The organism is Mycobacterium sp. NGS34, from assembly GCF_059812845.1.
Genome location: NZ_JCALDM010000028.1, coordinates 1 through 24,688 on the forward strand (window position 1 = coordinate 1; position 24,688 = coordinate 24,688).

15 protein-coding genes and 5 pseudogenes are annotated in these 24,688 nt (G+C 65.4%); 15 read left to right on the forward strand and 5 right to left on the reverse strand.

Going from position 1 to position 24,688, the window contains the following annotated elements; translation table 11 throughout:
• Together AC5Y7V_RS30375 and AC5Y7V_RS30380 are read left to right on the forward strand one after the other, a co-directional pair.
• The coding region (locus AC5Y7V_RS30375) for a YHS domain-containing protein (RefSeq protein ID WP_499883705.1) at window positions 1-896 on the forward strand (896 nt) is incomplete at its 5' end.
• A 289-nt stretch (window positions 897-1,185) separates the two neighbouring features.
• On the forward strand, window positions 1,186-2,277 hold the full coding sequence (locus AC5Y7V_RS30380; RefSeq protein WP_040624506.1) for an IS110 family RNA-guided transposase: 1,092 nt from the start codon (window positions 1,186-1,188) through the stop codon (window positions 2,275-2,277).
• Window positions 2,278-2,576: 299 nt separating this feature from the next.
• On the opposite strand, the gene AC5Y7V_RS30385 is transcribed toward AC5Y7V_RS30380, so the two are convergent.
• The 3 genes and pseudogenes from AC5Y7V_RS30385 to AC5Y7V_RS30395 all read right to left on the reverse strand — a co-directional run.
• A complete protein-coding gene (locus tag AC5Y7V_RS30385; protein ID WP_499883706.1) occupies window positions 2,577-3,536 on the reverse strand; it encodes an IS481 family transposase in 960 nt (319 codons plus the stop codon).
• A gap of 227 nt (window positions 3,537-3,763) precedes the next feature.
• Window positions 3,764-5,197, reverse strand: a pseudogene (locus AC5Y7V_RS30390) (ISNCY family transposase).
• 104 nt (window positions 5,198-5,301) lie between these two features.
• Window positions 5,302-5,775, reverse strand: a pseudogene (locus AC5Y7V_RS30395) (IS256 family transposase); the annotation flags it as partial.
• 126 nt (window positions 5,776-5,901) lie between these two features.
• Here AC5Y7V_RS30395 and AC5Y7V_RS30400 point away from each other — a divergent pair.
• From AC5Y7V_RS30400 to AC5Y7V_RS30415, 4 genes and pseudogenes are all read left to right on the forward strand, one after another.
• Complete coding sequence (locus tag AC5Y7V_RS30400) at window positions 5,902-6,732, forward strand: tyrosine-type recombinase/integrase (protein ID WP_499883707.1); 831 nt, start codon at window positions 5,902-5,904, stop codon at window positions 6,730-6,732.
• Window positions 6,733-7,295: 563 nt separating this feature from the next.
• Window positions 7,296-8,216, forward strand: a complete 921-nt coding sequence (locus tag AC5Y7V_RS30405; RefSeq protein ID WP_499883708.1) for a universal stress protein — start codon at window positions 7,296-7,298, stop codon at window positions 8,214-8,216.
• 382 nt (window positions 8,217-8,598) lie between these two features.
• The gene (lpqS, locus tag AC5Y7V_RS30410; RefSeq protein ID WP_499883709.1) at window positions 8,599-8,988 is read left to right on the forward strand and encodes a putative copper homeostasis (lipo)protein LpqS; all 390 of its coding nucleotides are present in this window, start codon (window positions 8,599-8,601) and stop codon (window positions 8,986-8,988) included.
• Window positions 8,989-9,085: 97 nt separating this feature from the next.
• Window positions 9,086-9,472 (forward strand): annotated as a pseudogene (locus tag AC5Y7V_RS30415) (pyridoxal-phosphate dependent enzyme); the annotation flags it as partial.
• A 6-nt stretch (window positions 9,473-9,478) separates the two neighbouring features.
• Here AC5Y7V_RS30415 and AC5Y7V_RS30420 read toward each other — a convergent pair.
• Window positions 9,479-9,860, reverse strand: a pseudogene (locus AC5Y7V_RS30420) (HAD-IC family P-type ATPase); the annotation flags it as partial.
• 355 nt (window positions 9,861-10,215) lie between these two features.
• On the opposite strand from AC5Y7V_RS30420, the gene ricR reads away from it, so the two are divergent.
• The 9 genes from ricR (at window position 10,216) to AC5Y7V_RS30465 (ending at window position 23,366) form a co-directional block, all read left to right on the forward strand.
• Window positions 10,216-10,506, forward strand: a complete 291-nt coding sequence (gene ricR, locus AC5Y7V_RS30425) for a copper-sensing transcriptional repressor RicR (RefSeq protein ID WP_499883710.1) — start codon at window positions 10,216-10,218, stop codon at window positions 10,504-10,506.
• 444 nt (window positions 10,507-10,950) lie between these two features.
• Window positions 10,951-11,733, forward strand: coding sequence for a DUF5134 domain-containing protein (locus tag AC5Y7V_RS30430; RefSeq protein ID WP_499883711.1), 783 nt, complete (start codon window positions 10,951-10,953; stop codon window positions 11,731-11,733).
• Window positions 11,734-11,829: 96 nt separating this feature from the next.
• A complete protein-coding gene (csoR, locus tag AC5Y7V_RS30435) occupies window positions 11,830-12,183 on the forward strand; it encodes a copper-sensing transcriptional repressor CsoR (protein WP_499883712.1) in 354 nt (117 codons plus the stop codon).
• Between the two features lie 170 nt (window positions 12,184-12,353).
• Complete coding sequence (locus tag AC5Y7V_RS30440) at window positions 12,354-12,638, forward strand: DUF1490 family protein (protein WP_499883713.1); 285 nt, start codon at window positions 12,354-12,356, stop codon at window positions 12,636-12,638.
• A gap of 55 nt (window positions 12,639-12,693) precedes the next feature.
• Complete coding sequence (locus AC5Y7V_RS30445; protein WP_499883718.1) at window positions 12,694-14,994, forward strand: copper-translocating P-type ATPase; 2,301 nt, start codon at window positions 12,694-12,696, stop codon at window positions 14,992-14,994.
• 67 nt (window positions 14,995-15,061) lie between these two features.
• A complete protein-coding gene (locus AC5Y7V_RS30450; protein ID WP_499883714.1) occupies window positions 15,062-15,694 on the forward strand; it encodes a DUF5134 domain-containing protein in 633 nt (210 codons plus the stop codon).
• Window positions 15,695-16,083: 389 nt separating this feature from the next.
• Window positions 16,084-17,733 (forward strand): MFS transporter, encoded by a 1,650-nt coding sequence (locus tag AC5Y7V_RS30455; RefSeq protein ID WP_499883715.1) that lies wholly within the window; start codon window positions 16,084-16,086, stop codon window positions 17,731-17,733.
• A gap of 1,105 nt (window positions 17,734-18,838) precedes the next feature.
• The gene (locus AC5Y7V_RS30460; RefSeq protein WP_499883716.1) at window positions 18,839-19,768 is read left to right on the forward strand and encodes a universal stress protein; all 930 of its coding nucleotides are present in this window, start codon (window positions 18,839-18,841) and stop codon (window positions 19,766-19,768) included.
• A gap of 1,732 nt (window positions 19,769-21,500) precedes the next feature.
• Window positions 21,501-23,366, forward strand: coding sequence for a zinc ribbon domain-containing protein (locus tag AC5Y7V_RS30465; protein WP_499883717.1), 1,866 nt, complete (start codon window positions 21,501-21,503; stop codon window positions 23,364-23,366).
• Window positions 23,367-23,427: 61 nt separating this feature from the next.
• On the opposite strand, the pseudogene AC5Y7V_RS30470 reads toward AC5Y7V_RS30465, so the two are convergent.
• Window positions 23,428-24,519: pseudogene (locus AC5Y7V_RS30470) on the reverse strand (IS110 family RNA-guided transposase).
• Between the last annotated feature and the right edge of the window lie 169 nt (window positions 24,520-24,688).

Below are 24,688 nucleotides of genomic sequence, written 5' to 3' on the forward strand. Positions count from 1 at the left end.
TCGGGCTCTTGAGACCTAACTGTGGCGGACTTAACTGTAAGGAGGGCACGATGGCTACGCTGAAGGACGAATTGACCGCCAAGGTCGTGGCATATGAGCATTGGGCCAAGCGGCGTCGGTTCGGCCGCTTTGGCTACACCGACCGCAGACTCTGGGTGCTGGCCTGCATGGACGAGCGCCTGCCTATTAACGAAGCGTTGGGCATTCAAGTCGATTCACCGGTCGGTCACGGCGACGCGCACTGCTTCCGCAACGCTGGGGGGGTCGTCACTGACGACGCGATCCGATCAGCGATGCTGTCGACCAACTTTTTCGGCACAAATGAGATTGTCATCGTCCAACACACCCAGTGCGGGATGTTGTCGGCAAACGCCAACGACCTCGAGGCCTACTTCAAGGCCAAGGGTATCGACACCGACGAACCCATCCTGGATCCGACGCTGCCCGAGTTAAAGCTCGACAAGGGCAGTTTCGCCAAATGGATCGGGATGACCGACGACGTCGACGAGGCGCTACTGAAAACGATCGAGGTGTTCGAGAACCATCCGCTCATTCCCGACGACGTCACCATCAGCGGCTGGGTGTGGGAGGTCGAGACCCGCCATTTGCGGCCGCCCACGCGTGATCCGGCGCGACGAGCGCGCACGGACGCAACGGCGCGCGACTACGGCATCACCCAGCCGCAGCCTGCCCGCTGGCACTTGGGCGACGGCGGAAAAGACGTCGCCACCACAACCGACCCGGTATGCGGAATGGAGCTCATCATCGACCGCGCCACCGGGCACCGTAACGTCGACGGGCACACGCTGTACTTCTGCTCCCAGGTGTGCCTCGACAGCTACGACGCCGACCCCAGCCGCTACCTGCCCGCCAAAACACTAACGGGGCCAGCGTAGTCGAGTACACAGTCTCCCAACTCGCACCAGGTGGTTGTGGAGCACGCCAGAGGCGGTAGGGAGCCCAGTGCGACAGCCACCGGTTTCCACGGCGCCATCCAATTGCTTGACAGACGTACACCGCAGGTGATCGAGATCCCATCCAGTCGCTCGGTGCAGAGCTAGACAGTATGGGTGGCCGTCGGCGTTGAGTCGGGGGTTGCGGGCCGGGGCCCCACTCACCCATGTTCGTGGGTTACCGAGTAGGGAGTCGCCTGCCCGGTCTATCCGACAGTGGTGGGAGGCCCCGGTGTTTACAGAGCGTACGAGTGTGGGACTGGACGTGCACGCACGTTCGGTAGCAGCAGCGGCCATCGATAGCGTGACCGGTGAGGTTCAGCAGGCTCGCCTGACCCCGGCCCATGAGCACATCCGGTCGTGGATATCGGGACTGCAGGGGCCGGTGGCGGTGGCCTACGAGGCGGGTCCCACCGGTTTCGGCTTACAGCGGTCGTTGACGGAGGCCGGGATCCGCTGCGTCGTGGTGGCACCGTCGAAGCTGCAGAAGCCCGCTGGTGATCGAGTGAAGACCGATGCCCGCGACGCCCTGCATCTGTGCCGGTTGTTGCGTCTTGATGAGATCACGTCGGTGTCGATCCCGAGCGTGGGTCAGGAAGCGGCTCGTGACTTGGTGCGTGCCCGCGAGGACTGCCGCGGCGACCTGATGAGGGCCCGGCATCGCCTGTCCAAGCTGCTGTTGCGTCACGGCATCGTGTACTACGGCAGGGCGGCCTGGACCGGTGCCCATGATCAGTGGCTGCGCACCGTCGCCGCGCCCCAGCTCAGGGCGCCGGCGACGCGGATGGCCTTTGACGCCGACTATGACCACGTGTTGACGATGCAGGCCCGGCGGCGGCGTCTGGACGCAGCGATCGAGGAGATGGCCGCCGATGGTGAGTTCGCTGCGATTGTGCGGCGGGTGTCGTGTCTGCGGGGGGTGAACACGTTGACCGGGTTTGCGTTGGCCGTCGAGATTGGTGATTGGAACCGGTTCACCGGCAACACGATTGGCTCGTTTGTCGGGTTGGTTCCCTCGGAGTTTTCGTCGGGTTCCTCGAGGGCTCAGGGTCCTATCACCAAGACCGGCAACGGCCATGTCCGGCGGCTGTTGGTCGAGGCGGCGTGGCATCACAAGCCGCGATATCACGTGGGTGCGGTGATGCGTTCGCGGTGGGACCTCGCCTCGCCGGCCGCTCGCGTCCGCGGGGACGAAGGCAACCGCCGCCTGCACGGCAGGTGGGTGGGCTTCCTGGAGCGACGTAAGCGACCCGTGACGGCCAATGTCGCGGTCGCGCGTGAACTGGCCGGCTGGTGCTGGTCGCTGGCGGTCATGGACGACTGACCGCCACCTGATCTGCTTCCTCACGAGGTCCGTGGTGGCAGCGCGTGGATCGACCCGCGACACACCTATGAGCAGCCCATGCGGGTGACGCTCGATGCTAGACATGCGGATGCGATCCAGCCGAAACACCGTCCTGCGGTAGCCAATCCGCGTATATCAGTCTGACCGCGCGTCGCTAACGACACGCTCACCACACAGACTGGCCGAGGAAGCAACGAGGCGCCGCCTGGGTAGCTCCCCGGCGGCGCCTCACCTTGCCTTCTTGACAATGTTCTCTACATATCAGGTGTACCCGGCCATCAGGTTGGTCGCAGTCGGCTGATCGGTGGTAGTCCTCCGAGTGCGCTGTGGCGTCGTTGAGTGTTGTAATGCTCAATCCAGGGTGCAAGCGCCCAGGACCGCTCGGCGTTGGTGTGGAAGACCTGGTGATAGGCCCATTCGGTTTGCAGGGTGCGGTTGAACCTTTCGGCTTTGCCGTTCTGCCAGGGGCAATGCGGCTTGATGAACTTGTGTGTTGCTCGGAGTTGGGCGATAGCGGCTGCCACGTGGGTCGATCGGCGGTAACTGAAGTGGTTGTCGGTTATCACTCGTTCGATACGGGAAATGCCCTGTGCGGCAAAGTATTCAGCAGCCCGGGTGATAAAGCCTGCACACGTGGGACCTTTCTCGTCGGGCAGGATCTCTGAGTACGCCAGCCGGCTGTGGTCGTCGACCATCGAATGCACGAAGTCATAGCCGATGCCGCGGCCACGGACGTCTTCGCTGCGCCCGTGGGCTCGCCATCCCCCACCGTCGGGGATGCGGCCGAGCTTTTTGACGTCGACATGGACCAATTCACCGGGACGCTCCCGCTCATAGCGCACCGCGGTGGCCTTCGACGCCTTGATCAGCACGCCGGTCATCGGGTCGCAGTCACGCAGATACGGTTCGCCGTGGCGGCGCAGGATGCGTCCCACCGTGCGAGCCGGAATGCCCAGCTCGAGCCCGAGCCAGTCCTGGCCCCGACGATGCACGCGGCGAGCCGCCACGACCTGCTCCTCCACTTCTACGGCTGTGCGCTGCGGCGAGGAATGCGGACGCGAGGACCGATCCTGTAATCCCGCCTCGCGTTCGGCGTGATAGCGACTGATCCAGGTATGGACGCACTTGCGTGAAATACCCATCGCCTCGGCGATCTGGGCTTGCTTCCACCCGTCCTTATGGCGCTGCACGATTAGCAGTCGACCCTGAAACGTCGTGCGGGCATTACGGTGGGACACGAGAACCTCCGGGCAGTGATGGGCCTTAGACAAGCCACACCCCACCCGGGGGTTCTCCTCACATCAAGCCGACACGCCTGCTACCAACGTCCTGGCTGGGTACAGCTAGGGCTAGGACGGACGGCCTAGCTACTTCGACCTGAAAAAGTGACCGGGCGGCTTGTCGGCCTTCGGTCGTGCGGAGCGAATCCCGATTTTCGGGAGCACGGATACCGCCCGTTGACCGGTCATGCGGCGAGGGCGCTGATCTTGACCAGGCTGTGGGCGAAGACGCCGTGTCCGGTCCAGATTCGGGTGCCTGCGGTGCCGTCGATGCGGGCGCGGTCCCAGCCGTAGCCCCGTTTGAGGTGGCTGATTCGCCCTTCGCTGCCGGTTCGCCATTTGACGGTGCGGCGGAACGCTTTTCGGTGTTCGACGGCGCGTCGGGCCTGAGAGGTTTTGCCTTTGCGCGGGATCACCACGTTGGTGACACCGAGGTCGGTGAGCTGCGCGTCGACCCCAGCTTCGCCGTAGCCGCGGTCGGCGGTGACGGTGCGTGGCGTGCGCCCGGCGCGCTTTTTCACGCGTTTGACCGCCGGACCCAGTTGCGGCGCATCGGGCGGATCGCCCTGCTCCACCGTGTGATTCAGCACGATCCCGTCGTCGTGGTCGACAACTTGGGCCTTGTGTCCGAACTCCACCGGCTTTCCCAGGCGTCCTTTGCGGATCGGGCGGGCATCGGGGTCGTGTAGACTGACCCGCCGGGTCGCCCCGTGCGGGGTGATCCCGGCGACGCGTTGCCGGGTCTGGACCACGATTTGGCGGGTCGCTTCGAGCAGCTTGGTCAGGTCGTTGACCGCGCGGGCCAACCGCCCACGCCGCCGCCCCGCCGCCGCGTCGTAAATGCCGCGTTTGCGCAGTGCGTCGGCCTTCGCCTGGGCGCGGCGCAGCGCCCGCTTGGCGTTGATCAGCAGCCGCTGTGCCTCATCGGCGGCGGTGGCGGCCAGCTCGGCCAGCTCCCCGGTCAACCCGCACCACCACCGCCTGCGCCTCTTCGCGCCCGGAGCGCATCCGCAGCTTCGCGGCGATCGCGTGCGCCCGCTTGCCGGCCGAACGTGATCGGTCGCGCACCTGGGTGCCGACCGCGCCCCCAGCAGCCTGGATGCGCTGGCCGGTGGCCGCGATCCGACGTATCGCCTTGGCTAACAACCCCGAATCGGTTGGATGGGCCACGTTGGCCGGCACCACCGTGATGTCTGCGCGGACTCGATTGGTGCGCAGCAGCTTAGCCTCGGCGGCCTTGGCCAAAAGCGCCTCGTTGAGCCCGTCGATCGCAGCCGACCCGCAGCGCGTGGTCAACTTCATCAACGTGGTTGGATGCGCCACCGCCCCGTCCAGCGGGATGCGGCAAAACCGCCGCCAGGTGATCGAATCGCTCACCTCCCGACACAGCGACTCATAGCCCAGCCGGTAGCGAACCTTCAAAAACATCAACCGCAGATAGGTCTCCATCGGCGTCGACGGCCGACCCCTCCGCAGATCAAAGGACGGCACAAACGGTGCGAAAAACGCCGGATCATCCAACAACGCTCCACCCGCGCCAACTCTTCGGGCAGCCGTAGCAACTCTTCCGGCAGCATCGACTCCCACAACGAGCACTGATCGCCTACAGTACGAAGCACGATGGCCTCAATCCCTTCCGCAACAAGGGCATTGAGGCCTCATCCCAGGTCAACGCGATTCGACCCCGGATCAACGCGCCGACTTTTCAGGTCGAAGTGGCTAAGCTAGTCGATTTCGCCTCCTTGTCGACCACGGCCCCAACCGGCTCGGCGGCCCGCACGTGCCGGCGGGTGGCCACCCGGGCCAGCATCCACTCCATCACCACCTGCGTCAGAACGTCCTCGGCGGCGAAGTGCTCGTAACTGCTCAGCGGCACCTCGTGCCCATCCAAGGTGCGCGCCCGCGGCCGATCCACCGCCACCCGGCGCCCGCCCAGCGTGACCGAGCCACGCCCGCCGCCGTGGCGCACCGCGGCCCGCTTCGGATCATGCTTGCCTTTCGGTCCGGCCACCTCAGCAATCTCGGCCTCAAACAGGGCGGCCATCACCGCCAGCCCGGCGGCCACGCTCATCGCCAACAGCCCCTCTCGGTCCCCGCCCGCGATGTCGATCATCGCCAGTGCGATCTCCTCCGGCAGATCGGGCAATGCGGCAGCATCACTCGTGTCAGCGAGGCAAACAGTAGGTACGGTCTTCATGGCGGTCCCTTACCCCTTCTTCGAGTGTTCTTGGTCGTTCACCCGAAGACCTACCACCAGGCAGGCCTCAGGTGAGGGACCGCCACCTCAAATTCCACGAAGACCGGGACAACCTCGGTCGCTGAGATGCTGGAGGATTACGCGGTCCACGGGGCGGTGCTGCGCCGCTATCACCGGTCGGTGAGCAAACTGAACGCGGCCGACGCCGAGACGGTCGCCTGGTTCCAGGAGCACCTGCGCTCGGCTGGGCGCTCGGCCTCGACCGTGCGGACCTACGGGACGCTGGCCGAGGAGGTCGTCGCGTTCACCGGCACCCGCGGAGGGCTGGGCTGCTGCGATGCCGCCATGATCGGGGCGTTTGTTGCCACGCTGACCCGATACCAGCTCAAGACTGTCGACCAGAAACTGTGCGGGGTGCGGTCGTTCCTGCGGTTCGCCTGCGCCGCAGGCCTGGTCGACGGGGCGTGCCTGGGGGCGGTGCCCGCGGCACGCTCGGCCAGGCAGGCCAGGATCCCGTCGGTGTGGGATCCGGGCGAGGTGGCCAGGATCGTGGAAGCGATCGACCGGGACAACCCGTGCGGGAAACGGGATTACGCGATCATTCTGCTGATCACCAGGCTCGGGCTGCGCGGCGTGGACATCAAGCGGCTGGAGTTCGCCGACTTCGACTGGCCGGGCAGCCGGCTATTCGTGACGCAGGCCAAGACCGGTCACCGGGTGCAGTTGCCGCTGCTGAAAGACGTTGGCTGGGCGCTGATCGACTACATTCGCCATGGCCGGCCGAACTGCGACTGCCCGCAGGCGTTCGTGCGACACATGGCCCCGATCTGCCCGTTCTCCGACCAGGATCATCTGCATCAGATTCTGGTCAAACATGCCCGCGCAGCACACGTTCCGGTGCGCGAGAAACGCCGCCCTGGCATGCGCTCTCTGGGCATTCGCTGGCGACCCGGCTAATGGAAAGCGGCACACCGGTCGAGCAGATCGCCGACATCCTCGGTCACCAGTCCGTCGAGTCGACCGGTGTCTACCTGAAATCCTCTCTGGGCCTGCTGGCTAAGCTTAGCCTCAATCCGTGGGGATTATTGCGCTTGCCCGATGCCTCGACACTACCGTACCCTGGTGGGGTATTCAATCAGTTTCAGCGGCGGTCATTTCCCCCTCACTATGGGCCGTCAGCGGTCCCACCACTGGGAGGTCATAGCGATGCATCGCCGTCCGGGCTTCGCAGGACCCCGCATGTGCACGACTTGCCGTGCGGCCCGGATACCCGCTGCGACGGACAGGGCCCCGTCGCTCCCCCGACAAGCCAGCGCTGACCGACGCGGCCAATCACTGGCCCGCACGGCGGAACAACCACGACGAGACGACTGGCGACCGCCACGGGCCGGCGTTGTGCTTGAGCCAACGAATCCGACCAATGCCTGCTGACCGGCGACAGCTTGGGCTTTTAATGTCAAAGCCAGACGATCGGGTTCGCGTTGCTCGCGGGTTCTGGGCCTGGCGGAAAGGACGGCCGAATGGCCGGTGAGAAACAACGTTTCGGCATCGTGGTCGGTGTTGACGGGTCGGCTGGTTCCGATGTGGCCGTAGCGTGGGCTGCCCGTGAGGCGGGACTGCGCAAACGTCGCCTCACGGTTGTGTACGCGATCGCCACACCGGTTCTGCCGCGCCCTGCGGTGTCCATCTCCGCCGAGGTGCGCCCCCGCCAGGAAATCGACATGCGGGCCGTCATCAACCGTGCAGTCAGGATCGCCGCCGACACCATCAAAGACGACGGCCCGGTGGAAATCGACAGCCACTTAATGTTTTCCGCGCCCGTGCCGACGCTGGTCGATATGTCTGAAGACGCAGACTTGGTGGTGGTAGGCGCCCGCGGGCTGGGCTCGCCGCACCACATCCTGCTGGGATCGGTCAGCGCCAGCCTGATCCATCACGCCCACTGCCCGGTCGCTGTGATCCAGCAGGGGACTTCGCCGGCCTCGCGGGCCGTCGATGCGCCGGTGCTGCTGGGCATCGATGGATCAGCGCCATCGGAGCTGGCCACCGCGATCGCATTCGACGAAGCCTTGTTGCGGGGCACTCGATTGGTGGCCCTACACGCCTGGGCCGACACCGAGCCGGACCACGGCCCGAGCCTGGAAGACACGGCCGTGGGAACGGTAGCTAACCAAATGCTCGCCGCGCGCTTGGCCGGCTGGCAGGAACGCTACCCGGATATCGACGTGCACCGCGTCGTGGTGTACGACCGGCCGGCCCAGCAGCTTCTGCACCGCTCCGAGACGGCGCAGCTGGTCGTGGTCGGCAGTCGTGGCCGCGGCGGGTTCGGTAAAACGATGCTCGGGTCGGTCAGCGCTGCGCTGGCACACATGGCGCGCACACCGGTGATCGTGGCGCGGTCGCGCGGATCCGCTCCGCTGCCCGCGTGTCGGGATTCATAAACTGGGTGACTTCCCACCGGAGGGCAGTCCCTGCATGCGAAAGCCGAGTTCGGTTCGTCGGTGCCAGGGTTGCACTGCCGTTGCCCTAGTACACAACGGTTCGGACACAACGTCGTCGAGGCCGTCCCGGAGGCTTGTATACCCATACCGGGGACCGGTATATTTTGGACTTGTGCCCGTCCGACACATAACGCAGCGCTTACTGGCGGCATGCCGGGTGAGCGGCGAACTGGGCCGCCCGAATGGGGCGAGCGCGAGTTGGACCCGCACGGCATCAACCCCGGGTCTCTCACGCATCACGCGCCCGGACCGGCTCTTACCGGCGGGCGCTATCAGCTCTGCCGGTGTCACTGGAACGTTACGGCCGCGGGCTGTCGTCATCATGGTGGCGGCGGCGTGGATGGCGCTGTGGCTCGTCGTCATCGGCGCTCACAACGCCACCCCCAATGGCTTGCTGCATGCGGAGCCTCGCGCACCGTATCCGCCGCACGCGCTGGTTACCTCACTGGGTACCGAGTTTGCCGTCAACGCCGATCACCCGCATATCGGCAAGGGTTCGCCATCGATACACCATGAACCGTTCATGACGGCGGTGTTGCCGCGTTCGGCGACCAACGGTTTGGTGGCTTTAGGTGTGGTGGCGGCGGTGGTCGCGGTCGCGGCTAGATTGGCCCGGCTTGCGGCGCCAGCGGGGCGGGGTCCGCCCGTGGCGCCGGCTGCGTTTTTCGCCGGTCCAGATCTTTTGACTCGGCTCTGCTTGTCTCGTCGCTGACTGGTCAGCGTCAGGTCGTTGTGCCTTGTGCCGACGGCCGGTGACCGCTGGCTACGTCAATTGCCGCTCTCGCGGCGCCCATGAAAGCGACGATCACATGACTGACGTTTCTCCTATTGACAACTATGTTCATCCCAGTCCAGCCCTGAAGGTTCTCAAGCCGCGCGGTTGTGGACAGCCGCGGCCCGGTGCCTATCGGCGACCCGGCGCCCTGGTGGGCCACACTCCGATGCTGCGCATCGCGGCACCGTTTAGCCATGACGACCGCGGGTTTTGGGCCAAGCTGGAAGGGTTTAATCCCGGCGGCAGCATGAAAGACCGACCGGCCATGCACATGGTCGAGATGGCTCGGGCCTGCTCTGAGTTGCGGCCCGGCGCGCGGATCGTGGAGTCTACCAGCGGCAGCCTGGGGTAGGGGCTGGCGTTGGCGGGTCAAGTGTATGGGCATCCGGTCACGGTGGTCACCGATACCGGCATGGAGCCGACCAAAGGGTTCGAAAGCTCTCGCACCGAGGAGAATTGGGATGACGTTGTGGCCCACCTCCCACGCTAGGTTCTGACGCATCTTGCGGACGGTGGCGCGACCGATCCGCAGCGCATCGGGACGTCGAGTGGATCCGAGCGCACCAGCACCAGGTCAGCGGTCTCGATCGCCACGGTCGGTGCCCGCACGGATCGCCACACCCAGATCGGCCTGGGCCAACACGGGCGCGTCGTTCACCCCGTCAGCGACCATCGCGACCTTCTTGCCCACGCTGCAGGGCGACGATCTCGACGGCCTTGTCGTCGGGTAGCACTTCGGCAACGACGGCGTCGATGCCCAGCTGCCCGGCGATACGCTCGACGATGGCCCGGTTGTCTCCCGATAGCATCGAACTCGCGCAGCGCCGCAACGGCATCGCCGGCGCCGCCACCACGTCGAAGCGCTGCCCGCTGCCAAGCCATCGACGATCGGACCTCACGTGGAAACCGGTGTCGCCACAACACCCATCCGTCGTCCGCCAAGCATGAGGATGACTTCGCGGACGCCGGGCTACTACAGCGTTCCCGCGTTGTCTGCCGTGATGCCGGCGACGCCGCCTCCGCACGAGCCGATACGCAGAAACGCCGCCGTCATGTACCCCTACAGGGTACGATTGCTGCCGAAGATGTCATGGGTGGCCGACCGACTCGTCACCACGCGGCAACGCCGGGAACGACCTGATGACGAACATGCTGGGAGGTCACATGGAAACCACCTACGGATATGTAGCAAACAAGGACAGCTACGCCAAGCGATTGCGCCGCATCGAGGGCCAGATTCGCGGCATCGCAAAGATGATCGACGACGACAAGTACTGCATCGATATACTCACCCAAATCAGTGCGGCCAGCAGCGCGCTGCGCTCGGTGGCGTTGAACCTGCTCGACGACCATCTTGACAGCTGCGTAACTCAAGCACTTGCCCAGGGAGGTGACGAGGCTGAGGTGAAGCTGGCCGAGGCCTCCGCGGCGATCGCACGACTTGTCCGCTCCTGATCAATACGCTATGGGCGGCGACCGCGAGCCCCTGTCAAGTACCGACACGCACGCACATTCTTGACGTCGGTACCCTACCTGGGTACCGTGCCGCATATGAATGAGATTCACACCTGCTGTTGTAAATCCACCGGTTGCACGTGTGGTGGCTCCGGTTGCACCCAAGCGGGCGGCTGCACCTGCGGTCACCGCGATTGCACGTGCAACGACTGATCACCTTGAGTCAAGGCCCCGACACCACCGTCGGGGCCTTGACTAAATTCGTGGACACCCCGCGCCACTGAGCTACCCTGGCACTTTTAGACAGCCCTTCCCGCGGAGCCGATACGCCCTCGAAACGTCCAGCGTCCGGGGGCATTTCCTGGCCGTCCTTGACCGGCCCAAAGCCACGAAAAGCCTCGACGCGATGTCACGCCCGCCGAGGAAGAGCCATACGCCGACGACTTGAAAGGCAGTGTTGGTGACGAACTCGCAGCGCCCAACCCGGCGCAGGCCCACCACACCCTGGTGCGAGGAACCCGCGCAGACCAGCCATCTGCTGCGGGCCGCACGGGGCGAGGCATTCTCGCGATGTCTGCAAGCCTGATGGGCGACGTCGTGCTGCGATGGATCATCACTATCCTCTTCGGTGCCAGCATCGCAACATATGTGTATATCCTCCTCGTCCAACACGGCCGCAGGACAGGCACTGTCACTCACTTGTTACACCTGGCGATGTCGGCAGCAATGATCTTGATGGCCTGGGGTGTGGGAATGACGCTGCCACCACTGGGACCGATAATCTTCTTTCTGCTGGCGGGCGTCTGGTTTGCTCGTGCGGCTGGCCAAATCTCGATGACGACGGGCGAGCGACTCACCAACGGCTACTACGCCGTGATGACGGCGGCAATGGCCTGGATGTTCGCGGTGATGAGCGGCGGTCCGGCAGGCCGGATCGCCCACTCGTCCGATCATGCGCAGTCAGCTGCGCTGGCGATCGATGCGTCCGGGATGGAGATGCCGGCACACCAGATCCACTCGGCTACACCCGGAGCCGAGTGGATCGCCGCGGTGAACTGGATCGCGGCCCTCGGGTTCGCCGTCGTGGCACTGTATTGGGCATGCCGTTACCTCGCGAAGCGCCGAACCAACCCGGTGCCCCGCGCCGCGCAGCTCGCGCGCCTCGAACCGCTCTATCAGGCATGCACCGCGGCCGGCACCGCCCTGATGTTCGGTGCCCTGCTGTAGCGGCCGCGCTAGAACCCGGCGCAAAGCGGGGGCACACCCTCCCCTACTGGGGTAGGGTACTCTGTGCGGTGTGGTATTGGGCACGGAAGTAGCGCGATGGAATTGACGACCAAGAAGCAGGCGGCGCTGAACCGGCTGAAAACGGTTCGGGGTCACCTCGACGGGATCATTCGGATGTTGGAAGCCGACGCGTACTGCGTGGACGTGATGAAGCAGATCTCCGCGGTGCAGTCCTCGCTGGAGCGGGCGAATCGGGTGATGTTGCACAACCACTTGGAGACGTGTTTTTCGGCGGCGGTGCTGGATGGGCGCGGGCACGCGGCCATCGACGAGCTGATTGATGCGGTCAAATTCACGCCGGCGCTGACCGGTCCGCGGGCGCGGCTAAATGGTGCTGCGGTCGGAGAACCCACTGATGACGAGCCGGTGCCGACGGGGAGCACGGTGTGACGGCCACCAGAGTTCTCGGTGCCAGCCATGTGGCCCACAGGCGGGCAGCGGGCGATCGAGATGGCATACCAGCCGCCGGGATGGTTGCGGTCGGAAGGTAGATCTGGCGGCCAGGACTGTGGCTGTCCGCAACCGGTGATGGGTCAACGATACGGAAGGAAGTGTTCGGGATGGCTTGGCAAGGACTGTTGGCGAAGGCGGTGCCCACGGTGGTGACCGGCGTGGCGGGGGTTGCGGCGTGGGAGGTGTTGGTGAAGGCTCCGTGGCGGAAGGTGACGGTTGGCGCGGCTGCGTTGGGTTTGCGGGCCGCGCGCGCGACTGAGCGCAAGACCAGGGAGAGCGCCGAGAAAGCGCGATTGGCGGCCGCCGACGTGATGGCCGAGGCCAGAGAGCGCGTCGGGGAGGACGGTGCACCGCTGACGGTGGTGGACTCGGGCCACGACCATGACCACTGACACTCTGCTTGACGCCGACCTCGCTCTGAAAGTTGTCTCCGACGCGTCGGGGCGAATGCGTGTGCACGTCAGCGGGTTTCGGGTCGACGCGGTTCGGGCCGTCGCGATCGAGGACACGGTCGCCAAGGTGGCTGGTGTGCGCGCCGTGCAGGCCTATCCGCGTACGGCCTCGGTGGTGATCTGGTATTCGCCCGAAAGCTGCGACACCGCTGCGGTGCTCTCGGCGATCGCCGAAGCCGAGCACATCCCTGCGGAGTTGGTGCCCGCGCGTGCCCCGCACTCGGCCGACGTGCGCAGCACCGGTGTGGCGCAGAAAATCAGCGGCGGGATCCGTCGCTTGCTCGGCCTCTCGCCCGAGGCCGACACCCTGCCCGCGCCAGTCGAGGGTAGCTGCCATTCGGGGCCGGCGCCCTCGTGTCATGGGTCGCCGAGCCCGGATAATCAGGGCGAGCAGCGGCGGTGGTTGCGGCGGGTGTGGCTGGCCGTGCCGTTGGGGCTGGTGTCGTTGGCGGCGCCGATGCTGTTCGCCGCGTATCCGTGGGCGGGGTGGTTGGCGTTCGCCGCGACGGTGCCCGTGCAATTTATAGCGGGGTGGCCGTTCCTGAAGGGGGCCGTGCAGCAGGCGCGCGCGGGGACCGCGAACATGGACACGCTGATCTCGCTGGGCACGCTGACCGCGTTTGCCTACTCCACCTTTGAGTTGTTCGCCGGTGGGCCGCTGTACTTCGACACCGCGGCGTTGATCATCGCGTTCGTGGTGCTGGGCCGCTACTTCGAGGCCAGGGCCACGGGCAAGGCGTCGGAGGCGATCAGCAAGCTGCTGGAGATGGGTGCCAAGGAAGCCTGCCTGCTCGTCGACGGCCAAGAAATCCTGGTGCCGGTGGAGCAGGTGCAAGTCGGCGACCTGCTGCTGGTGCGGCCGGGGGAAAAGATCCCGGTGGACGGTGAGGTGATCGACGGCCGCGCCGCCGTCGATGAGTCGATGCTGACCGGCGAATCCGTCCCGGTCGAAAAATCGGTCGGTGACCGGGTGGCCGGGGCCACCGTCAACACCGACGGGCTGTTGACCGTGCGCGCCACCGCCGTGGGTGCCGACACCGCGCTGGCCCAGATCGTGCGCCTGGTCGAGCAGGCCCAGGGCGGCAAAGCCCCGATACAGCGGTTGGCCGACCGGGTCTCGGCGGTGTTCGTTCCGGCCGTCGTCGGGGTGGCCGCCGCGACGTTTGCCGGGTGGGCGCTGCTGGCCGCCAACCCGATCGCCGGCATGACCGCGGCAGTGGCGGTGCTGATCATCGCCTGCCCGTGTGCGCTGGGCCTGGCCACCCCCACGGCCATCATGGTCGGCACCGGCCGCGGTGCGGAGATGGGGATCCTGGTCAAGGGCGGCGAGGTGCTGGAAGCCTCCAAGAAGATCGACACCGTGGTGTTCGACAAGACCGGCACCCTGACCCGCGCCCAGATGCAGCTCACCGACGTGATCCCCGGCAAGCGGCAGAAAACTGATCTGGTGCTACAGATCGCCGCCGCGGTCGAATCGGGCTCCGAACACCCCATCGGCGCAGCCATCGTCGCCGGCGCCCGCGAACGCGACCTCGAGATTCCGGCCGCGACATCGTTTACCAGCCTGGCCGGCCACGGGGTGCGCGCCGAGGTCGACGGTCAACAAGTGCTGGTCGGGCGGCGCAAGCTCATCGACGAAAACGATTTGACGCTGCCTGAGCATCTTGGCGCGGCGGCTGGCGAGCTCGAAGAACAGGGCCGCACCGCGGTATTCGTCGGCCGCGACGGCCAGGTGGTGGGCGTGCTCGCGGTGGCCGACACGGTCAAAGACGACGCCATCGAGGTGGTGCGTCAGCTGCACGCCATGGGGCTGCAGGTCGCCATGATCACCGGCGACAACACCCGCACGGCCGCCGCGATCGCCAACCAGGTCGGCATCGACCGGGTACTGGCCGAAGTGTTGCCGCAAGACAAGGTCACCGAGATCCGCCGGCTCCAAGACGAGGGCCGGGTGGTCGCGATGGTCGGCGACGGCGTCAACGACGCCCCCGCCCTGGTGCAGGCCGATCTGGGCATCGCCATCGGCACCGGCACCGACGTAGCCATCGAGGCCTCCGACATCACGCTGATGTCCGGCCGGCTCGACGGTGTCGTGCGTTCGATCCAGCTCTCTCGCCAAACCCTGCACACCATCCATCAAAACCTCGGCTGGGCGTTCGGCTACAACACCGCCGCCATCCCGCTGGCCGCAGTCGGGTTGCTCAACCCGGTCGTGGCCGGCGCGGCGATGGGATTGTCCTCGGTCAGCGTGGTGACCAACTCGTTGCGGCTGCGCCGTTTTGGCCGCGACACATGACAGGGGCTGACATCACCGTCGCTTCAAAACTGCACGCCTCTTGCCGATGTGAGTGCCCCGGTAGCGCATGATCCATGACCTACTGCTTCGGTGGGTGGTCACCGGACTGTTCGTGTTCAGCGCCGCCGAATGCATTCCGCCGATCCTCACCAAACGCCGACCGTGGACGGTGATCGTCAGCCACGGGCTGCACTTCGTCATGGCAGTCGCGATGGCCGTGATGGCCTGGCCGTCGAGCATGCGATTGCCGACGACGGGACCCGCGGTGTTTTTCCTGCTGGCGGTCGTGTTGTTTGTGACGATGGCCGTCGTTGCGGCCCGAACGCCCGCCCGGCGACTGCTATTTGGATACCACGGCCTGATGATGCTGGCCACGGCGTGGATGTATGCCATCATGAATCCTCATCTGCTCCCCGCCGAAACCAGCACCGCCCATCACGCTCAGCCGGATCCGCCGATGCCGGGCATGGATATGGCTAACACGAGCATGCCGGCAAGCAGCGGGCCACCCGTCTGGTACGGCGCACTGAACTGGCTCGGGACCATCGCCTTCGCGGTCGTAGCGGTTTTCTGGACAGGCAGGTACGTCATCGACCGCCAGCATGACACAGCCCGGTCCAGGTCGCTGGGAAACCTCGGTCAGGCGATGATGGCCGCCGGCATGGCAATCCTGTTCCTTGCTACGCGAGTTGCGGTCTGAGCTCGCGGACAACCTCATCCGGGTCGAGGGACTTGGGCCTTGCCGCACCCAGCGCTGTGCACGGCACGCCAGAGGTCAGCGCGTTCGACGAGCCGGCGGCTGCCAGCCGCGCGGCGTAGGGGTCACTGATCGGAACGAATGAGCACCGGGTGACCAATCGCAGCCATCTCGCCATCCAGTGGCTTTGGCAATGTGCTTGGGTGACAAGGGCATTGTCGAGGTGAGGATCCGTGGTGCACGCTAAGTTGGGTGTCCTAGACTTCCTCACCCCGGCACAACGCGAAAGGCGTTGCCCGTATGTCAGGTATCAAAGTCCGTCGGCCGGTGTCCGCGACGCTCATCGTTTCTGTCGCGGCACCAGGTGGCAGCAGCCGGCTTCTTTGGTGCGAATGGGCCGAGCAGAGGGGTTGTCGATAATCGGTTCAACGGTGATGCAGGGTCGGGAGCGTGCCGATGGTGGGCAACCGTCGGCGTGGGCGCCGCTGCGCAATCGCGTGTACCGCGACTTGTTTATCGCGCAGTTTGTCTCCAACCTCGGGACGTGGATGCAAAGTGTGGCGGCCCAATGGTTTTTGGTAGAAAACCACAGCAGTGCCGACATCGTGGCGCTGGTCCAGACGGCCAGTCTTGGGCCGACGCTGTTTTTGGGATTGTTCGCCGGCGTGCTTGCCGACCTGTTCGACCGGCGGCGGTTACTGATGTTTGTGCAGTCGTATGCGGTGTTGGTGGCGTTGGCCCTGGCGGCGTTGACCTACCTCGGTCGCCTTGGCCCGGCGTCGCTGTTGATGTTTACCGTTGTCATTGGTTGCGCTTCTGCGCTGACCGCGCCGGCCTGGCAGGCAATTCAGCCCGAGCTTGTCCCGCGCGAGCAGATACCGGCCGCCGCGAGCTTGGGCAGCGTTTCGGCAAATGCCGCCCGAGCGATTGGACCGGCGATCGGCGGGGTTGTCCTGGCGTTGGCCGGCCCCGCCGCTGTCTTCGGGATCAATGCAATATCGTTTGCGGGAATCATCGTTGCCCTGGCGGGGTGGAAACGAGCCAAGCACAGCGCGCCGATCGGACGAGAACACCTCGGCCAGGCCATCACCACCGGACTGGAATACGTTCGTAACGATCCGATTTTCCGCAGGATCTTGTTGCGCGCAGCCCTTTTCGTGTTTCCCGCCTCGGCGTTGTTGGCTCTGTTGCCGCTGGTCGCCGCCCACAGCTGGCACCTGGGAGCCGGTGGCTACGGTGTCGCGCTGGGCGCCATAGGTGTTGGCGCGACGCTCGCTGTCGGGGTTGCTGTTCCGTTACGCCAGAAAGTGTCAACCAACGTGCTGCTGGGAGCGTGCGCCGCCACCTATGGTTGTGCGCCAGTGGCGGCGGCCGCGCTGCCGTTCGCCGCGGCGACGCCCATTTTGGTGTTGTCGGGGATGGCCTGGCTGCTCACGTTGGCCACGTTGAACGCAGCAGCGCAGCTGTCGTTGCCGCGCTGGGTTCGGGCCCGCGGGTTGTCGATGTATCTGCTGGTCTTCACCGGATCTCAGGCAGCCGGGTCATATGTCTGGGGTCTCGTTGCCACGCGGGCCGGGCTTGACATCGCGCTGATTTGCTCGGCGGTGTTGCTGGGCGCGGCCGCCCTCAGCGTCGTCGCGCTCCCGCTGCGGCCATCCACCGGGAAGCCAAGCCCCGACATTTGCACTTGCTGGCCCTCACCGACGGTCATGTTTGAACCACACCCTCACGATGGACCCGTGCTGGTGACCGTCCGCTATCGAGTGCCGGCCGTGAACCTCGATCACTTCGTCGTGGCGATGAGCGCGGTCAGGCGCTCACGCCTGCGAACGGGTGGCCACAGTTGGCGGCTGTATCGCAGTGCCGAACATCCCGACACGATCCTGGAAAGGTTCACCGTGCCGTCCTGGGCCGAATTCGAACGCCAGCACACCCAGCGCTGGTTGGAGCCCGACCGTGACGCCGCAGCCAAGGCGCTGGGCTACACCGTCGACAACACCCGACGACACCAGTACTACCTCCCGTTGCGTGTGCGCCGATAGGCGCGTCGACTTTGGCGGTTACTCTCGGGCGCACGCGCGGATCCGCGACGATGCAGACGAACGCCGGGGAGGCGGTGTTGTCGTTGATTGGCGACGCAACGCAGGTGGGGCGGTTTGGTCCGGAGACGTTCGAGGCCCAAGTGGATTGACAGACACGACCGGCCCACTGGCCGGGTCGGAAAGTTTCAGGCTCACGTCACGCGCAATGAAAAAGGCCCGATCTACCGCACTGTCGGCACCCATCGCTGAGTGTGCGCGCCGTGCGGCATTTCGCCGCCCGGACAAAGCAGGTCAATTCCGCTTCGCCCGGGCACCGTGAAGAAAAGCCGTGGCACAAATCATATTCACGGACACGGCACGGTCGAACTGTGACCGGGACGGGGTCCATCACGCAACCGACGGGAATGTTCGAAGGGTGGCTGGGCAGCTACAGGCGACCAATGCGCCCAGACTAGGGGCCCACCGACACCGAAGATCATACGTGTTACCCCGTCACATCAGTTGCGGGTAACCCACGCGGTAACCGGGTTGGCGCGCAGGTCACCCAATCACCAGGGGCCTGATTGCCCTTCGGTCGTGGGTACTTAGTCCCTACCCGGCGGGGGTATGTTGCTCGATCATTGGGTTGTCCCGATAATGCGCTAGAAACGGAGAAGCTGATGAAAACCCGAGCGAAGACGGCGATCGCGGTGGTGGGCGGTGCGTCGATGCTGGCCTTGGGAGTCCTGCTCGCCGGTGGCAGCCAAGCGTTAAGTGTAACAACCAAACCGGTGGCGACCCCGACATCCAGTGTGGCGGCAGCGCCGTCGCCCGCAGTCGCACCCGAGGACACCGCGACCGTTAGCCCGACCAGCCAGTTTGAGAGTCCCGGTGGTGGTGAGCCGCCCTCTGGTTGCATCCCGCACATGAACTGCTAGGTCTCAGCCGTTTCCTGGGAGGCTACGGGCGCAATATTGCTTATTTCGCGTGACTCTCACTGATCGGCGACGCCTCGCGGAGTCGTCATGTAACAGTTTATGCAGTGGGACGCGGCAACGATTCTGGTCACCGTGCCGATCAACGTGCCGGTCACCGAGCGGTCAAACCATCGGAAGAAGGTGACGCAATGGCCTATGCCACAACATGTTCAGGAATCGTGGTCGGTGTGGACGGGTCAGCGTCGTCGGCAGCGGCCGTGCGTTGGGCCACCCGGGAAGCTGCCATGCGTGACATCCCGCTCACCCTTATCCACGTCCTTGGTCGGTCGGTGTCCGGGGCACCGGTACTGGCGACGCACCCTGCCCCGCCCCCTGATTCGTGTTCTCAACGGCTAGAACGCGAAGCACGGCACTGGCTTCGCCGCGCCACCAAAATCGCGCAAGACGAGGCATCAGGCGCCGGCAACCCTCGGATCAGCACCGAAGTGGTGGTCTCCTCACCCGCGGCGGCGCTGGTCGAGTGTTCCAAATCCGCTCAGATGATCGTCGTCGGAAGTCGCGGCCACAACGCCTGGCGCCGCGCCGCACTCGGATCGGTCAGCACCGCGGTGGCCCACCACGCGCACTGTCCCGTCGCGATCATCCCTAATGACCTTTCGCCACGCCAGCAACATGCGCGGGTCGTTGTCGGCATTGACGGCTCACCGGCATCAGAGTTGGCCATCGCGATCGCCTTCGACGAAGCCAGCAGGCGCGGCGCCACATTGTTGGCCTTCCACGCCGCCAATGACGCCGACATGGCGCACGTTCCGAGACTGGAACGATGGTCGGAGCAGGCCATCCTGTCTGCGGCGAAAAAGACACTGGCCGAGCGCCTCGCAGGCTGGCAGGAACGCTATCCTGACGTGACCGTTCGCCGTTTGGTGGTGTGGGATCAACCGGCGCGCCAGCTCTTCGACACGAGTCAATCCGCCCAGCTGGTCGTCGTCGGTAACCGCGGACGTGGCGGGCTGGCAGGGACGCTGTTGGGATCAGTCAGTACGGCCGTCGTGCACGGTTCCTGCGCACCGGTAATTGTTGCCCGGCCGGTCCTAGCAAAGCGGCTCGCAGCTCGTTAGGACGGGCTGGACCCAACACAAACCGGTAAGGAGCAGGTTGATGACGGTGATGGGTAGTTCTGGCGGGCGTACAGAGGTTGCGCGTGCGTGGTCCAGTCACATGGGGGTCCGACTGGATGCCAGCGCTGGCGGCTTCGTCAGCAACTGTGCCAACGTCGCGGAGCTCGATGTCATGCGGTTCGGTGAGGTCGCCGGCGGCGCTGGTTGTGAGATCGGGCTCATTGCCGGGATTGTCGCCCGAGACCACTCGCGGCTCGCGGACCCGCGGATGATCGCGATGCGGCGCGGTCGCCGGATCGATCCCCCAGCCAGGAGGGGGGCCGGATTGCCGTGCACAGACGGGGCGAAAGGCCCTACCCGGTCGCGTGTATAGCGCGGAAGGCTGGGGATTTGCACCATAACCCCAATCACGAAACGGAGAAGAAGATGCCATCTCGAGCCAAAACCAGGATCGCGCTGGCCGGCGGCGCTGTTGTAGTTGCATTAGCTGCCGGCGTCGGAGGTGGTGTGTTGTCAAGCAACACAGCACCATCCACGCAGCTTGCGACGCCTACCTCCAGCGTGGCGCCAACTCCCCCACCGCCGACCGCACCCATCAACAACGACCGTGAGGGCGCAATCGGTAATCCTCCTGACTGTGTCGAACCCTACTGTGGCGTCCTGTTGAACCCGCCACCACGCTGACCGGCGCAAGCGACAACCTTCGCGGCGCCGTTTTGTCAGCAGCCGCAGCCGCCGCCGCGGAGGAGATGAGGTTTGGCTCCCGTTGCCGACCTGCTCGCTGGATCGATACGACCACAACGAGCCGCGCTACGTGCGACAAGGTTCCTATCGCACATTGTCCTACACGCACACGTGCCGATCGGCACGTGTGCTTCGTACAATCTCGTTCGCGTGAGCAACCTCGAGAGAACCGGCATCCGGATCCAATAGCGCTCGAGGCCTCGTTCCTCACCTGCGTAGGACATGTACTAGGTGCCCCTACCCTGTAGGGGCACGGTGTGGATAACATTGGGGACGCACCGCAATACGACTCAGCATGGAGATGCTGATGGAACGTCAAGCTAAAACCGTGATCGGCCCTGTTAGGTGGGGCGGCAACCCTGGCCCTAGCGATTGGATTCGGTGGTGGCAGCGAATTGTCCAGCAGCACGACCACACCGGTGGCGACCCCCACCTCCAGCGTGGCGCCGGCGCCGCCGGCCACCCCCGGTCCTGCGGCACCGGCAGCCGGTCCTAGCTTCGAGGCTTCCCCCGGCGACGCACCCTCTGGTTGCATTCCTCATCTGAACTGCTAGACCCCGACCGCGCACCGGCAATCAGGGGTGATCCGCCGACGATGCGCGTTCACCGGACGAATCTGTCACAGCAACCCTCCAGCTGGCTCACGGCAGGTTACCTGCGACCCGGCCCGCGATTGTGCTGGTTTACCTCACGTTTCGATTCACGAAACCCCGCAGCCGCGATAGTCGCCGCCAGATCCCACAGCCGGCGCTTGGTTCCCCTGGTGCAGGGGACCTAAGGCCCTACCTAGTAGGGGTACCGGCGCGAAACATTATGGGCTGTCACGACAACACCACCCGTCGCGATTGTTTTGCGTGCACGATGCAGTCGTTGCCGCGCAAGGCTTTTGGCTACTGACAAGGAGGAGCAGAAGATGGATTGCCATTGCCCGAATTGTTCGACCTCGCACCCTGATGCGGCCTGCTTTTGCACCGGTTGCGGCACTCCGTTGCACCCGGGCATCGATCGATCCCGGCATTTCGCTGCCGATCCCGACGAACCGGTGCGGGCGCTGGCGGTGATGAGCACGCTGATGCCGCACTTGTCGGGCGGGCGTCGCCACATTTATCGCGGCGCGATCACGCTGGCGCTGTTGGCGGCGTTGGTCGCGGCCGCGTTCGGGGTGCTGTCGATCGCGCTGGTATTGGCGGCGATCGCGCTGCCGGCGGTGGTGCTGACTTATGTGCATGACCACGATGCGTGGCGCGACGAGCCGATCACCGTCATCGGCGGGGCGGTTCTACTTTCCCTGGCGCTCGGCGTCGGGGTGGGGCTGCTCGACCACTACTTCGCTATGTCGGTGCTGCTGGCCGCTCCCGATCACCGGCTGCCCACGCTCACCTCAATCCTCGAGCTGGGCGTGCTTGTTCCGATCGTGGCCTTCGCCGCGGCGCTCATCGCGCCGCTGCTGATCACCGCGCGCAGCGCCTTTCGCCACCCCGTCGATGCTGTGGTCATCTGCTCACTCAGCGGTGCCGCGCTGTCACTGGGGCTCAGCGTGGTCGTGCAACGCGGCGCATTCACCCACATCGCAGCGAGGGCCGGGGAGGCAGCGAATGCGTTCGCCGGGCTGAGGTTCGATCCGGCGCATGCGGCGTTCATCGCGTTGACGCTCGGGTTTTTGCAGCCCATCATCTTCGCCACCGCCGCCGCCATGGCCGTGGTCCCGCTGCGCGGCCCCGGGGTCAGCGTCGCCCTGGGACTGGCCAAAGGCCTGGGGCTGGTGGTGCTCTACGAATTGGCCACCACCCTGCTCACCCCGTATGGCACCCGCGGCGTCATGCTGACCACCCTGGCGGCACTGGTGCTGGCCGCGGCTGGGCTACTCGGAACACGCGACACGCTGCACACCTCACTGCTCGCCGAAGCCCAGGCCGCCCTCAGCGGCGACCGCGTCTTGAGTCGCGCCCCCGACACCGAGCAGATCTGCGCCCACTGCGGCGCAGCCATCGGCGCCGGTGCCGCGTTCTGCCAGGCCTGCGGAATAGCCACGGCCGCGCTGGCCCGCCACCCCGCCCCGTCCACAGCGCACCAAGAAACCACCATGCCACCAACACCACCGCCACCGAACACTTCCTCACCGCACCATCCCGGGAGCGAGGCGCGGGTCGGGCACCGACTGGGCCCGGTCACCATCGCCGCCATCACCGCAGTGGTCATGCTCATCGCCGCATCCGTGACCGTGGCGATCGTGCTGACCCGCGCCGCTAACAGACCCAAACTGCCGGTGCTGCCCAGTCGCCCTGCCGCCGCGGCAGCCCCCGCTAAGTCCAACATTCCCCAACCGCCCACTGCGTCAGACCAGCCCGCGCGCACACCGACGACAGTGCACGGCGGGGCAGTGACCCTCACGTCGGCCGCCTCGATCACCATCGCGCACGGCATCTCGATCACCCCCGCACCCGGCTGGATGGGCGCAATTCGGGGCCCGGATTGGGTGATGCTCCACAACGCCGACTCCACCGCGCAGATGTACGTCCGCGTCAAAGCCGCGACCGGCACAGATGTCACCGCCATGCTGCAGGCCGACATCAATGGGGTAATGACCACGGCATCGGGCGCTTTGAGCAACATGAAGAACTTGACCGGGCCCACGATCAACACGCTGCAAAGCGCCAACTTCCAGCAGCAAGCGTCCATCGACTACACCGCCGACATCTCGACACAGCAGGGCGCCATCCCCGTCCTCGGCGCATTCGATGAGCTGCTGAACACCTCCAGCCAGCTGTCGGCCTTCATCAACTTCCGACAAACCGGCGACGCGACTACCCAAGCCGCCAATGACGGCGGAATGATGATCCAGTCGATGCTCTAACGGTTGCGAAGTCCCGACCTGCGACCCATGCGGTTGAAAAGGGGATGCTCCTATAGAAACGTCAACCCCTGTGTCGGCCCGGGTTCTGCCGTCTGACCCCAGTGGTTGTGAATCCCGTTGGGCGCGTGAGCTCCTGGTAGATCTCGCGGGCGATCGCTCGTTTGAGACAGCGCACGATGTCTTTCATCGACAGTCCTTCAGCGGTTCGCCGCCGGGAGTAAGTGCGGGTGCGTTCGTCGTATTTCAGCCGGACTACCGCGATGGTGTGGAGTGCTTTGTTCGCGGCTCGGTCGCCGCCGCGGTTGAGTCGCTGGCGGTTGGCGCGCCCCGATGACGCCGGGATGGGAGCAACGCCGGCCAGATGGGCAAAGGAGGCCTCCGAACGCAGTCGCTCGGGGTTATCACCGGCAGTCACCAGTAGCTGTCCGGCGACCTCGGTGCCGACGCCGGTCTTGGCCAGCAGTCCGGGAGCGGCCGTGGCGGTCAAGTCGTCCAAGACAACGTCGAGTTCGCGGATCTCGTCGCTGAGTGCCAGGTGGCGGCGAGCCAGGGAACGCAACGTGAGTTTGGTCGCCGCTGCCAGCCACGAGAGGTCGGTTCCCGGACGGAGACGCGACAGTGGCCTGGATCAAACCGACGGTTCCCCACGGTTTCATCTGTTCACGCAAATCCACCGGACCGGTGATCAGCAGTCCGCGAATCTGGTTGATGCACTGAGTCTTTGCCTTGATGGCCGATCGCCGAGCTACCCGCGGGCAGCGGATGGACTCCACGATGCCATCTCGGGATTTCGGAACGCCGGCAGCCCGACCAGAGGCCACCGCTTGCGCTGCCGCGTAGGCGTCAACGGGATCAGACTTGCCGTTGGCACGCCGTGTTGCGCGGTCGGGCCGGTTGACCTCGAGCACCGCCAGGCCGCAGCCCTCAGAACCCGCCCCAATTGGGCTCCGTAGGTTCCGGTGCCTTCCACTCCTACGCCCGTGACCGATCCGAATGAGGACATCCAGTCCAAGAGGCTGCGGCATCCAGCCGGATCCGCTGGAAACTCTCGATCGCCGAGGTGGCGTCCGAGATGGTCGACAACAGCAACATGGTGCGTATCGGCGTGAGTATCGACTCCGACAAAGATGGCGTCGGTCGATGCGGCGGGCATTGGCCTCCTTCAGTGGTACCGACACGGGCAGCACCCCTGAGCGCGGGCCGATGGGACAAGACAGTGATGGGCCCCATTGCTACGACAAGCTCCTATAAGATCACCAAGCACGCCCTCAACGGGTGCATGGGCTCAGTGACGGACCGGCAGTGTCAACGGCGGCCGAAAG

Excerpts from the sequence above, each read along its gene's own strand:
- AC5Y7V_RS30400 (WP_499883707.1), top strand. The coding sequence starts at position 5,902 with ATGCTGGAGGATTACGCGGTCCACGGGGCGGTGCTGCGCCGCTATCAC.
- AC5Y7V_RS30405 (WP_499883708.1), top strand. The coding sequence starts at position 7,296 with ATGGCCGGTGAGAAACAACGTTTCGGCATCGTGGTCGGTGTTGACGGG.
- lpqS (WP_499883709.1), top strand. The coding sequence starts at position 8,599 with ATGGTGGCGGCGGCGTGGATGGCGCTGTGGCTCGTCGTCATCGGCGCT.
- ricR (WP_499883710.1), top strand. The coding sequence starts at position 10,216 with ATGGAAACCACCTACGGATATGTAGCAAACAAGGACAGCTACGCCAAG.
- csoR (WP_499883712.1), top strand. The coding sequence starts at position 11,830 with ATGGAATTGACGACCAAGAAGCAGGCGGCGCTGAACCGGCTGAAAACG.
- AC5Y7V_RS30440 (WP_499883713.1), top strand. The coding sequence starts at position 12,354 with ATGGCTTGGCAAGGACTGTTGGCGAAGGCGGTGCCCACGGTGGTGACC.
- AC5Y7V_RS30445 (WP_499883718.1), top strand. The coding sequence starts at position 12,694 with ATGCGTGTGCACGTCAGCGGGTTTCGGGTCGACGCGGTTCGGGCCGTC.
- AC5Y7V_RS30450 (WP_499883714.1), top strand. The coding sequence starts at position 15,062 with ATGATCCATGACCTACTGCTTCGGTGGGTGGTCACCGGACTGTTCGTG.
- AC5Y7V_RS30455 (WP_499883715.1), top strand. The coding sequence starts at position 16,084 with ATGGGCCGAGCAGAGGGGTTGTCGATAATCGGTTCAACGGTGATGCAG.
- AC5Y7V_RS30460 (WP_499883716.1), top strand. The coding sequence starts at position 18,839 with ATGGCCTATGCCACAACATGTTCAGGAATCGTGGTCGGTGTGGACGGG.